Below are 13,634 nucleotides of genomic sequence, written 5' to 3'. Positions count from 1 at the left end.
GTATGGTATTTTCAGCCATTGTTATTGCGCTACTATCAGCCGACTCGCCCGACCTTATCTACCCGTCATATATGACAGCGCTGACAAACCGTAGACTTTCTTTCACAGCAAACCGATTCAGTTGGATAACTTAAAAATCGCCAACCTTAGTTGACCTTAAGCCGATAGCACTCGAAATTTCGCAATAAAAAATAAATTACTAGAACTCTTTCAATCTAAAAAAACCAGCGACCTGTCAGTTTTGACAGGTTACACATCTCATATTTATCACTAGTTTGATCCTGCCGGGCACTTCACGAGTGCCCATTACTTTCTGGCAGGAGAGCCATTGAAATGACCGTCGTAAACCAGGCCCTGATGAATGCGCTCGTCGCAGCGGAAGGCTCGCCGAAAAAAGGTCGGAGCGATTTCGCGACGGCCCTGCAGAAGATGGGGTTCACGTCGGTCTTCGACATTGTTCGCTTGTCCCGATCCGGGTTCGCCCGCCAGCTCGCCGTTTTCAGCGATGCCAACGCCGAACTGGCCTATGACAATGCCATGGGTTACGCGGCCCTGATTGCCCGCCTGTATCGCGAATACAGAACCTCTTCGGGCAAGTTCCAGCACTTGGCCCAACGCAGTGGTGTGCACTCACTGACGATGCCCGGGCCAACGTTCCCCAATCTGTTCAAGGAGAACTGGGACGAGTTTTGCAAAGTCGGGGCCATTGCCGCCGTCGATTCGCCGGTGGCCTACCTCAGCGAGTTGCGTGGATTTGTCCAGCAACTGGAAGAAACCAGCGAGGATCCTAAACGCATTTTGCTTGACGATCGCCGCCCGGATTTGAAAGACCTGCTGATTACCCGGGAGAGCACCTTCACCCCACGCCCCATGCTGGAAATCGTCAACGATGTACTCACCCGTAATTTGGAGAATTATCTGAGTAAGGTGGACGCCGATAAAAACAAGCCCATTTATCAGGTCTTGAGTGAGCGTCACTACCCATTTACATTGCCGTACAACTTTTATCACCAACAATGTGCAATCGGCCTGGAGGATAACAAGCCCAAACTGGGCGAGTTCAATTACCGGATCAGTCGGCTTCTGCCCATTGCCCAGAATGCCATCAACGATTACGGCAAGGTGCAACAGCCGGTGCTGCAGGCGCAGCGGCTGTTGTCCGGGTTGAGTCCGCAGCGACAAAGTTTGCTGACCGAAGCCTCGCCGTTCAGCAATTTCTATCTAACGCGTAGCGATTTGAGCAACGGTTGGAAGAGCCACGGCAGCACTTACCTCGGCCCCCACAAACCATTGGGAACCTGCTTTTTAGTGCCATTGGGCCAACCGGATGTAGGCGTCGTTACCCCTAAGGCGGATGAACCAACCGGCACAGCAACGGGAACTAACAAAGCCCCGCTTACTTTTAAGAAAACAGGTCAATCCGTATCCCATACAGTGACACTGGATCTGAACTCCAGCGCACCCGGCCAACAAGACCTGTGGATGCTTAATCTTTTGCATTCAGCATCGGCGCAGACCCACACATCATTTCTCAAAGTGAATGCAGCACTTCCAGAACCCACAGAAGAAGGTTATGTCGCAACGTTCGACCTGCTCACTGCTACCGGCACTGTTTCCACTCCGGCAGTACTCGCCAGACAACGATTCACCCTCACATTAGACGAGCATTACCACCCCACCGAAGCGGAATCAAACCACTTCACAAAGGCCTATGGCGTTGCCATCACAGACTCCGAACCTGCTTTCCTGGCGGACCTTAACAACTTCATGCAGCGCACCGGCCTGCACGCCGAACAGGTCGAAATGCTCTTGGCACAACGTGCGTATGCGGTACGTTTATCCCCCAACTGTCCAAGCACAAACCTGCAACACGATGGTGGATCGAATCCGCCCCTCAAGGATTTTCCATTCCCCCACGCCAATCACTACGGTGCCTGCTACGTCAACGGCACCGGCTCCGGTTTGTACGATAGTGAGACCCCGCCTACGCCCATATCGAGCATGCGCGACCAATTCCACAACGCCATGGACCTCGTGCAAGTCGAAACCGGCGATACGAAAACCTGGCGCCTGACCAAGACTTCGCTCAATCGCTTTGATCGCCTGCAACGGATGATTCGCCTGCAGCGCTGGACCGGCATTCCCTTCGCGAAGCTGGACACCCTGATCATCAGTGCAATCCGCGCCGAGGGCGAAGCCAACCTGGGGATGGAACTCAACGAGAACACCCTGCGCGCACTCGGCGTCTTTCGCCACCTCAACCAGCGCCATGGCATCGATCCCCAAGAATTCGCCGCGCTGATGCACGACCTCACGCCCTATGCCAGCGGCAAGAATGAGTTGCCTTTGTTCGATCAGGTATTCAACCGCGTGCAACTATTCGACACGCCGCTGATTCTCGATCAAACGGCACTGGACCTGAATAGCACAACGCCGGCCAACCAGAAGACACTGCTGCAACTGTGTGCCGGTTTAGGTTTGCAACCGACCGAAGATTCGCTGTTGTTGATCGCCAAAGAGACCCAAAAACTGGGAAGCCTCAAGCGCGACTTGCCAACGGTCTCGTCACTTTTCCGTCAGGCCCGGATCGCCCAGTTGTTTGGTTTGCCGGTGGCCGACCTGCTGACACTGGCGAACCTGCTGGGTGGCGGGCCTTACAAAACGGCATTGGCCAGCGGCCGCCTCAAGCTCCCAAGCAAGCCAGAAACCACAGATATCCTCGATGTGCTGATGCAATTGGACTGGGCAGTCGATTGGCTCAAGGACAGTCAGCAGACCGTGGCCCAACTGCAACAGCGACTAGGGCCGAATATCCCGGTGGCATTATCCGAAAACAGCGAGGGCGAGGAACAAAGGGTCGATACCCTGGCTGAGGAACAACCGCTGTCCGATGACCAACTCAAGCGTTTGAATACCTTGCATGAGGACACGGTACGCAGCGTTGTGACCGAACAAGAAGTCACATCCCTTGGGCTGCCCACCCACAATGACGCGGCTACACCGGCTCCCATCAACTGGTTCACGCTGCTCAAACAGTCGTTGCTCGCTGCCACTGGCCTGTTGCGAGTGCTCGACCGGCCGCTCGCGGTGGTCGACGAGCCACACACCAGGCTCAAGGCCGAGATCGACAAACTGGTCAACCCACTGAATTTGACCCCCGCCGTCAAAGATATCTGCGCGCAAAAACTGCTAGGGCTACTGCTTGATGCCCATGACAGGCAAACACAACTACTGGAAGCGCTGTTCCAGGAAACCGCAAAACTGCCACCGGACCGCAGTACCGCCGTCATTCACTGGGCCCATTCTTCGGTCTACAGCATCCTTGTGGATGCGTTGAAGCCGGACGCAGACCAGGGGTTGGTCGAGCATTTCCAGCGCGTATCACGACACGCCGAAATAGCGCTGCAACTGCGCCTGAGCAACAGCGCGATTCGTCTGTTTGTCATCAATCCCCAATGGCTAGGTGGTGATCAGTATCCAGGAAGCAACAGCGAACCCTCCCTTTCGGACCTCTACCTGTTCGAACGCTTCAGCCATTGGCTGCATGCCCAGCGTGAACCCGAAGACGCCTTGCTGAGCTACTTCAGCCTCGCCAACCCGACCGCGGCAAAACTGAAGAACAAAGCGCTGCGCCAGGTTGCTACCGAAACGGCCAATAGTGCATTGGCCCGGCTGCTGGAATGGCCTGCAAAAGAAATTGAAGTGCTCACCGCCACCCTGCCCGACAAACGTGCCAAGTCAATGGCACAGATCGACTGGGTACGTCGCTGCCAGGCAACTTGCCAAGCCAGCGGACTGTCCGCCAAGGCGCTGCTGCAAGCCACCGAACTCAATGACCAGAGCACCCTGGATGCGTGGAAGTCCGTCGGTGACGCCGTCATGGCCGCCCACAACATCACCGCTCACTCATCACTTGCGAGTGTTTAAGGAACAATCATGACGACTGAAATCGACGCGCAACTCAACGAATCCGTGCGTGACGCAATGCTCGCGATGTATCTGCACGAAGGTGTGGCCAACGATGAGTACCTGAAAGATCAAGGCCTTGTGGACCTCATCAAGACTCCCAACGACCTCTATGAGTATTGGCTGCTGGATGTACTGGTCAGCCAGAACGTGCCCACCAGCCCGGTGGCCTGTGCCATTGCCAGCCTGCAACAGCTGATCAACAGCATGATGCTGAACATGGAGCCCGGTTACGGCGACGACAGCCTGAGCCCTGAACAGTTGGACACCTGGCGCAACGGGTTGAATCGCTACCCGATCTGGGCGGCCATTCAGCAGTTGCACCACTTCCCCGATATCTACCTTGACCCGACCCTGCGTCTGACCAAGACCGACAGCTTCGAGCAACTGGAAAACGACATCAATCAGGCGCAGATCCAGCCGGATACCGTGCAGGCCGCCGTGCTGGCTTACCTGGCACGCTTCGAGGAAGTGGCCAACCTGAAAATCTGCAATGGTTACATCGAAAGAACAGACTTCGCCAACAGCACCTATTACTTCATCGCCAAGTCACCTGCCGAAAACGCCTACTACTGGCGTGCACTGGATATGCGGCAACGGCCAAAGAAAACACCCGAGAGTGAACTTGACGGTAGCGCGCACAAGTACGACAAACCCCTGCCCAGTGCCTGGACGGACTGGAGCAGAGCCAATGTTCCGATTTCGGAAAAAGCCCTGGAACACACGATCCGCCCCTGCTGGTTCAACAATCGGCTGTTCGTGGTCTGGGCGGAAGTGGAGTATCAGGATCCCAATGCCCTTTCACCGGACTCTTTTGGGGGAAAAGCGGAAAACAGTGTCAAGGCTCATCCATTGTTCCGTTTGTACGGGAGCTACAAAAAGTACGATGACAGCTGGAGTACGCCTCGGATCTACATCGAAAACTATTGCCTGACCCCTGCCCTGATCGCCAAGACGCCAGAGGAAATTGAAAGGGAAACCCAGACTATCGCGGTGTATGACCACTCGACCTCGCCTGAGTCGATGTTTATCGCGCTGTATTCCCACTATCAGCCGCACCCGACAGACACTACGGGTGGTGGCGACAAGTACGACTTTTTAAGAACGGCCCGTATCGACAAAAACTTCAATGTGAGCTCGCTGTTTCCGTCGTATGGCGTCGTACCCAATATCCCGCAGGAGACGGCCACTTCCGTGCCGCAGGACGACGAAAAAACCAAGGCTCATGTACTGCTGATCGGCTACATTTTCGCCAATGCCAACAGGAACGCGCAGCGTTTCCAATACTGGCTTCCATCCAGCACCCTGGTTTTCGGCGACGTATCGCCTGAAGTCCCCACGGAAAACAAAAACACCTGGGACTTCAGAGACTGGCAGAAACGAATCAGGCCCAGCGAAAAAGACGTTGATCTTGTTTACAACCGTGACCAGTCCGATATCGAACTGACAGTAAGACTGGATGAGGGTTTCAGTGACGAAAAAACCATCACAGTGTCCATCTACGACAGAGGAACTCCCACACTCGAATTGTTCAAGTTGAAGTTGGTATTCAATGAATCCAGTTTCCACAAAGAACGATATACGCTGAATCCAGGCTCAACGATCACGCCTACCGGTACGGATTGGCTGGACCAGGCAAATGCTCAGTACTCTTTCACGACCAATAAGGGATGGGAAAACCTCATCATAGAAAGCGGTGGCGGCGGCGATAAATTCTCATTGCCCGCCACAAAAAAAGGTGACCCTGCTCGACTCGATGGAAAACGCCTGTACAAACATATGCTGGAAGATATTTTCAGCTCGCCAAAAAACTTCCTGACAGAGTGCCGACGCTATACCAACAAGACCGAAAAGTTGTACCTGCATAAGGAGGTGAAGCACGAAACCTTTGGCCCGTACTTTTATCAGCTATTCGTCGCACACCCTTTGGATGTCAAATCCACCACATCCCCAAAAGATTTCAAAGATATGCGTACGCTGCACACGTCCGCGATCTTCAGCAGCCTGGCCAAGGATGCCACGCTGAAATATCGATTCTCGATCAACCAGAACTCTCACCAGCCCGAGGGTTGGCCAGTGGAGTGGCCCGAAAAGGCTGAGGACCTAAAGATTCCGCTGATTTACGGCGTACTGGTCTATGAGAAAGACAATCCATTCTTGCCTCTCGTTACACTGAAGGGCGGCGCACTTAAAGCATTAAAAGTCGGTTGGGGTGAGCAACTCGAATCAGCTGCCTTGGTAACCCCGAGCATCAACAGCCTGACAGACTTGTCAGTGGGGGACACCTCCTCTCTGGGCCAGGCGCAGTTCATCGACTTCACCGGATCAAGCATCCAATACACTGACGGCTCCAGCTCGGTAGCACGGGCGCCCATTCGCATGAACACCACCTTTGCCAGGCATCTGATCGAGCGTGCCGAAGAGGGCATGGAGTCCCTGCTGAGCTGGAATACCCAACACCTGAAAGAGCCGCCCATTCCCAATAAACTCGGCGCGGAACCGATGGACTTCTCCGGTGCTTACTACCTGTACTTCCTCGAACTGTTCCTGTATCTGCCCTGGCTGGTGGCTTACCGGCTCAATGAAGAACAACAGTACGAAGAAGCCAAGCGCTGGCTGGCGTTTGTGTTCGATCCCTCGCGCCAGAGCGGTCATTCGGGACATTCGGGCTACTGGCACTCGGTGCCACTTGAAGAGCCTGTATGGCCGGGTCCGGCGGACCCCAGCCAGGCCGTTCTATACCCGGACGATCCGCACCAGATCGCGCTCAGTTTCCCGGTGCATTTTCGCAAGGCGCTATACGGCCTCTATATCGATATCGAGAGCAACCAGGCAGACGCAGCCTACCGGGAACTGACCCCGGACGGGCTGGCAGAAGCCAAGCTGCGTTATGTGCACATCCTGGATTTGCTGGGCTCGCGTCCGGACGTACGGCAAGTCGACGACTGGGAGCCCGTTGACCTTACGACATTGAGCACTGCGCAAAACCCGGAGCTGCGTGAGTTCGAGCAACAGCTGATCGACCTTCAACAGCAGCTTGCGGATCACCCGCCGCTGCGGGTTGGCAAAGCCCCGACCTCAGAGGTTGCTCCGCTGCTGTGCCTGCGGCCCTACTCGGCAGATCCCTCGGTGCCCGGGGTCGACAATCCGTACCTGCGCCGGCCCTTCAACCCTGAGCTGATCCAGCGCTGGGAACGGGCCGAGAGCCGTCTGTACAACCTGCGGCACAATCTGGACATGGCCGGCAATGCCTTGAACCTGCCGCTGTTTGCGCCACCACTGGACCCACGGGCACTGCTGGCTGCCTGGGGTCAAGGGTTGTCCGGCACGGCGCTGAACCGTCTGCTGAGCCCGCAAATTCCGCACTATCGCTTCAGCTTCATGTTTGCCCTTGCGCAGAATGCGGTGGACAGCGTGATGCAATTCGGCTCGACCTTGTTGTCGTTGATCGAGCGTAAAGAGCAGGCGCAATACCTGGAACTGCAACAGCAACAAGCCTGGAACCTGGCGAAGGTGGCTGTCGACATTCAGGTCCAGGCCGGAAAGATCGATGAAAAAAACAAGGAAGCGCTGCTGGCGAGTCAGGCAATAGCTACCGGACGGCTCGCCTATTACGAAAAGTTGTTAGCAGATGGGTTGACTGGCGAAGAAGTGAGTATGGGCGAAAACTTGCTGAAAGCACGCATCGCGGAAACCGCGGCAGGCGTTTGTTCCACTCTAGGTGAACTCGCAAAATTAATACCGAATATATATGGGGCTGCTAGTGGTGGTGCGCGCTTTGAAGGTATACCTAACGCAGCAGCCAGCATTGCTTACATTGACAGTAAAAATCGCTCTGGTATCGCCGAAACTTTTGCTCGGACAGGTCAATACCACCGCCGTGCCCAGGAATGGACTCAAGCGCGAGACCAGGCAAAACTCGAAGCAGAGCAAATCAAGACCCAACTTGAGGTCTATGAGGCGCAACACAAAGCCACTCAATTGCAACTGCGCCAAGCGCAAACCGCACTGAACCAGGCCAAGGTCACTCACGACTTCCTGCTGAGCAACAACCGCTTCAGCAAGTCCCAGACCTACGACTGGCTCAACAGCAAGTTCGCCAGTTTCTACTACACCGCCTTCAACACCGCGCAGTCCTTGTGCCAGGCTGCCGAGGCCTGCTGGCAGTACGAAATGGGTAACTTCAGCCAGACCTTTATCCGCGCCGGAGCCTGGAACAGCAGTTACCGCGGCCTGGGTGCCGGGGAAGAGCTGAAAATGGGCCTGCAGCAGATGTACCGTGAATACGTGCAAAACAACAAGCGCGACCTGGAGATCCGTAAAACCATTTCGTTGGCAGGCCTCAAGGCCAAAGACCCCGCATCGCCGATCAACAAGACCTGGAAGGGGATTCAGGATGCTCTGACGGAGAGTGGTACCTGCGAATTCGAATTGACACAGAAAATGTTCGACGACGATTACGCCGGACAGAATCACTACCTGCGGCGCATCAAAACCATCAGCGTATCCCTGCCGGTCACCGTCGGGCCCTATGAAGACATCCGCGCAGTCCTGAGCCAGAGCTACAGCAAGGTTGAAATGCTCCCCGCTGTCGGCACCGCGAAAGAGAACCTGAGAGCCAGCCAGCAGATTGCCCTCTCCCATGGCGTCGATGACAACGGTCTGTTCCAGCTCAACTTCCAGGACGAACGCTACCTGCCCTTCGAATACACCGGGGCGGTTTCACGCTGGACCCTGACATTCCCCAATCGGGATTTGCAGAAGGCAATGCTCGACTCACTGACCGACATCATCATTTCTGTCTCTTACACCGCCAGAGCCACCGGAGGCTTGCAATGAACGAACAGACGCAACTCCCCCTGGAAATCAATGCGCCCACCTTGCCCAAAGGCGGCGGTGCCATCCAGAGCATCGGCAAAGGCTGGGGCGGTGTGGGCACCACCGGTGCTGCATCACTGGAGATACCCCTGCCGATCAGCAAGGCCCCCAACCGCGACCTGGTCCCGGCCCTGGGCCTGGGTTACAGCAGCGATGTCGGCAACAGCCCGTTCGGCATCGGCTGGCGCCTGACCACCAACGCCATCACCCTGCGCACCACCAAGGGCGTACCGAAGTATGAAGGCAACGATCAGGTGGTCGGCCCCGGCGGTGACGTGTGGATGCCCGAGAGGAGTGACAATGGCCAGATCATTTTCAGTGTAGTGAGAGAGTACAACGACTCCGGCGACCTCGGCGAGCACCGCGTCGTGCGATATTGGCCGCGGGTGGAAGGCGGGTTTGATCTGATTGAGCACTGGACCAGAGTTTTCGGTCCGGACGAAGAGGAGGACGCTCCGAGCAAACCTGATTACAACCCCGCCGGCTTCTGGCTGATCCATGGCGCCGACGGCAGCCTGCACTGCTACGGCAAAACCGAGGCATCACGCCGGGCCGATCCGGATGAACAGTCCCACGTTGCTGTCTGGATGATCGATGAAAGCCTGAACCTGCGCGGTGAACATGTGGTGTACCTGTACCAGGCAGAAGTCGAAGCACCGGTCGCCCCGCAGTTTCGTGACTACCGCGCCCAGCGTTATCTGCGTCGGGTCCTGTACGGCAACGCTCAGGCCAAGGCCAACCTGTACGCATGGAAAGACGATGGCTGGAAAGACGTGGCCTGGCATTTCCACCTGCTGTTCGATTACGGCGAACGCAGTGCCGACCTGACGCAAGTGCCGATTTACGATCTGCCTGGAATAGAGCGCGGCGATTGGGGGGCACCGCGTAAGGACCCGTTCTGGAATTACGCCTACGGTTTCGAATTGGGTTCCCGGCGCCTGTGCCGTCAGGTCCTGATGTTTCATCAGTTCACCGAAGAGCTGGGTGACGATCCGGTGCTGGTCCAGCGTCTGCTGCTCGAACATCGCACGAGCGCGCTGGGCTACAACCACCTGACCGCCGCGCACATCCAGGCCTATGACAATCAGGGGCAGATGGAAAGTCGCCCGCCCATGGAGTTTTTCTACAACCCGTTTGAACTCGATCCGCAGCGCCAGGGTTACAGCGAGTTCCCCCAGATGCCGGGGCTCAATGACGGCCAGCGTTATCAACTGGTGGACTTGTATGGCGAAGGCATTCCGGGTGTGCTGCTGCGCATTGACAAAGCCTGGTACTACCGCGAACCGCGGCGTGCCGACAGTGGCGGCAATGACGTGAGCTACGGCGACTGGGCGTTATTGCCCAGCATTCCCGTGGCCGATAGCAGCAAACCGATTCGCCAGTCATTGAGCGACCTGACCGGCGACGGCAAGCTCGACTGGGTGATCGCCTGCCCGGGCATGTCCGGGTTCTTCACCCTCAACCCGGACCGAAGCTGGTCGAACTTCGTGGACTACACCGCGTTCCCCTCGGAGTTTTTTCATTCCGATGCGCAATTGGCTGACCTGGTGGGTCACGGTCTGACGGACCTGGCGTTGATCGGTCCACGCAGCGTGCGCCTGTATTCAAGCCGTCGTGAAATCGGGTTCAGCCATGGGGCCAACGTCCCTCGCGGCAAAGACGATGACTCGCTGCCCCTGTTGAGCAGTAGCCAGACCGAACTGGTGGCTTTCAGCGATCCTCTGGGCAGCGCGACACAACACTTGATCCGCATCCGCCACAACGAAGTCAAATGCTGGCCGAATCTGGGGCATGGAAAATTCGGCAAGGGCTTCGTCCTTTGCGAGCTGAAATTCCCATATGCCGAGTTCGATTCGTCGCGGGTGCGGCTGGCGGACCTGGACGGTTCGGGCGCGGTTGACCTGATCTACCTGGAGTCCGACGGTTTCCGGGTCTACATGAATCACGCCGGTGAAGGCTTCGAAGAAAATTATGTAAAAGTGCCATGGCCAAAAGATGTGCGTTACGACCGCTTCTGCCAGGTGAGCATCGCCGACCTCAACGGACTGGGTTGTTCCAGCCTGATCCTCACCGTGCCCCACATGAAACCCGAGCACTGGCGCTACGATTTCGTCAGCGCCAAACCTTATCTGGTCAATGCCAGTCACAACAACATGGGCGCCGTGACGGGGGTGAGTTACCGCAGTTCGGCGCAGGAATGGCTGGACGAAAAAGCCGAGCTGATCGCCGCCGGCAAAGCGCCGGTTTCGCACCTGCCGTTCGCCATGCACCTGGTCAGCCAGCAGACCCAACTGGATGAAATCACCGGCAACCGACTGACCCAGGGCTTCAGCTATCGCCAGGGTTTCTACGACAGTTTCGAGCGAGAGTTCCGCGGTTTCGGTTTGCTGCTGCAAAACGATACCGAAGCGTCGGCGACTGAACGCTCGAGCCCGGGTTTCACCGCGCCGATCCTGAGTAAAACCTGGTTTCACACCGGCCGCGCCATCGACATGCGCGACGACGGTTATTACGCCGGTGACGCAGATGCAGTGCAGTTGAAGCCGACGCTGCTGCACGAGTATCACCTCAGCGATGCGGCGGGACGCGTGATCGCCCCCGATGAAGAACTCGCCCGCGAGATGGCCCGAACCCTCAGCGGTTCGGTGTTGCGTACGGAGGTTTTTGCCGCCGACGATGATCCCGAAACGGCCGTGCCCTACAGCGTGCAGGAGAACCGCTTCCTCATTCGCCAATTACGCCCAAAAGGCAAACATCAGCCCTATGCCGTATTGCAGTTACTGGCGCTGGAAAGCATCGCTTATCAATACGAGCCGCAGGTGGCGGACGACCCGTTGGTCCAGCACACACTCAATCTGAAGTGGGACAAGTACGGTGGTCTCACCCACGGTTTCGTCGTGCACTACGCCCGGCGCAAAACCGTCAGGGACAGCCCGCCCTTCGCCGTCAAAGTGCCTGGCGATGAAAGCGAAGAAGACTACGAAAACAGATGGTGGCTGGACGCCCATGACGACGCGCAACAATGCTGGTATCTGACCGAGACCAAGGCCGAGTACTGCCACCTGATAGCCTTTGATGGCTGGCGTCTGGGCATTCCTTATCGCCAGCGCAGCAATGCGCTGGTGCTGAAAAAGGACGAACTCAAGCCCTGCAACATCTACCAGGAAAAATTCCTTGAGTTAGCCCATGAGGACGGCGCCTGGGCAGCCGATGCGGTGTTGACCGGTTTGTCGCTGCAGCGGTATCTGGATCCGGAGAAAGGCGAACTGCTGGACCCGGACAAACTGATCTTCACCGCCCTGCCCCACTATCAGGAAACCGCCGAACTGGATGCCACCGCCCTGAGCGCCTACGACAAGCTCAAGGACGATAAGGGCAACATGCCGTTCAACCTCAAGGAGAAACTCGAATCAGTCGGTTACCACATCATGGAGCTGTTCTTGCCGAAGCCTACTGCCAGTGAGCTCGCAGACCCGACCGACGCGAAAAACTACCTGTGGTCAGTGCGTAAAAACTTCCCTGTGTATCACAAACTGGCGGGGTTCTATAACGTCGAAAAATTCCAGCAGACCAAGAGTCACGGCAGCACCTCGGTCGAGTATGACGAACACTGGTGCCTGAGCACCGCCGTCACTCTGCCGGATGGCTGCACCACACGCATCCTCGGTGTCGACTACCGATCGTTCCTGCCAGCCGGCATTCTCGACCCCAATCAAAACACCCAGGAGGCCCACTACAACGCGTTCGGCGAAGTATTGGTGACCAGCTTCTACGGCACCGAACTGGGCGAGAAGGTCGGTTTTCACTCCCTGCGCAACTACTTGCCTCCCGAAGACCGAAGCCCCGCAGGCGCCATAGCCGACAAGAACAAGGCGATCGGTCATTACGCCACCGCCACATTCTCCGCACCTTTCAGTTGGATGGGCAAAGTGCCCCCGGCCGCTGTAGCGTCCTGGCTGGAATGGGCCCGCACCGAAGGCTTCATATTGCCCGACGGCCATCTCTGCAGCCGGGCTCGGGTGCATCTCGAGGGTTTGCAAAACCCTACTGCGGACGAGCAACAGCTCCAACTGTACGTCGACAATGCTCATCGCGAACCCGTGCATGTGCTCACCTTGCAGGCCGACCGCTATCCCGGCGACCCAGAGCTGCAAATCCGCGCGGCCATCGCCTGCTGGGACGGCTTCGGCCGTTCCCTGCAAACCAAGCAAGAGGTCGAACCCGGCCTGGCGTGGTGGGTGGACGAGAATGACAAGCTGACACTCGACAAATACGGCCGGCCCAAGGAAGCCGAGGCCGCCCGGCGCTGGCGGGTCAGCGAGCGGGTCGAGTACAACAACAAGGGCGAAACGGTGCGCATCTATCGGCCTTACTTCGCCAACACGTACCGCTACATCAATGACGAGGCGATACGTGAAGCCGGGTATCACGACCAGCAGTTCTACGACGCCGCCGGCCGGCCGACCCACACCGTGCTGGCGAAAAAGATGTTGCAGGGCACTCCACCGGAAGAAAAACCGTTGCGCCGTGAGCAGCGGTATCGCATCTGGTACACCATCAAGTTCGATGAAAACGATAAGTTTGATCCGCCCAAACCCGTAGAGGAAATACCACCGGTCAACAGGACGCTGCATTGAACCCGAACATTTATCGGCATACGCCCCGGTTAGCGGTTATCGACAACCGGGGCTGTAGATGCGGTTCCGGATGTAGACATGCACCACGGCAATTCCGTCGAAAGCCCCATTTCAAACCCAACAAACGTGAGGCAAAGAACATCCGCATTTGTG

The 13,634-nt window shown here is 56.8% G+C and carries 3 protein-coding genes; all 3 read left to right on the top strand.

Annotation, left to right across the window (positions count from 1 at the left end):
* Positions 1-333: 333 nt before the first annotated feature.
* Genes KW841_RS15910 through KW841_RS15900 form a run of 3 tightly spaced genes read left to right on the top strand, consistent with a single transcriptional unit; the run spans position 334 to position 13,481 of the window.
* On the top strand, positions 334-3,927 hold the full coding sequence (locus KW841_RS15910) for a Tc toxin subunit A (protein WP_218477845.1): 3,594 nt from the start codon (positions 334-336) through the stop codon (positions 3,925-3,927).
* A gap of 9 nt (positions 3,928-3,936) precedes the next feature.
* Positions 3,937-8,805 carry a neuraminidase-like domain-containing protein gene (locus KW841_RS15905; protein ID WP_218477843.1) on the top strand — a complete coding sequence of 1,623 codons (4,869 nt, stop codon included), beginning with the start codon at positions 3,937-3,939 and terminating at the stop codon, positions 8,803-8,805.
* Positions 8,802-13,481 carry a SpvB/TcaC N-terminal domain-containing protein gene (locus KW841_RS15900; protein WP_218477841.1) on the top strand — a complete coding sequence of 1,560 codons (4,680 nt, stop codon included), beginning with the start codon at positions 8,802-8,804 and terminating at the stop codon, positions 13,479-13,481. Before KW841_RS15905 ends, KW841_RS15900 begins: the two co-directional genes overlap by 4 nt.
* Positions 13,482-13,634 lie beyond the last annotated feature (153 nt).

It is taken from the genome of Pseudomonas sp. PDM28 (assembly GCF_019219115.1).
Classification (GTDB): Bacteria; Pseudomonadota; Gammaproteobacteria; order Pseudomonadales; family Pseudomonadaceae; genus Aquipseudomonas; species Aquipseudomonas laurylsulfatiphila.
Note: the sequence above shows the minus strand (reverse complement) of the source record. Positions and strands in the feature narration are given on the sequence as shown.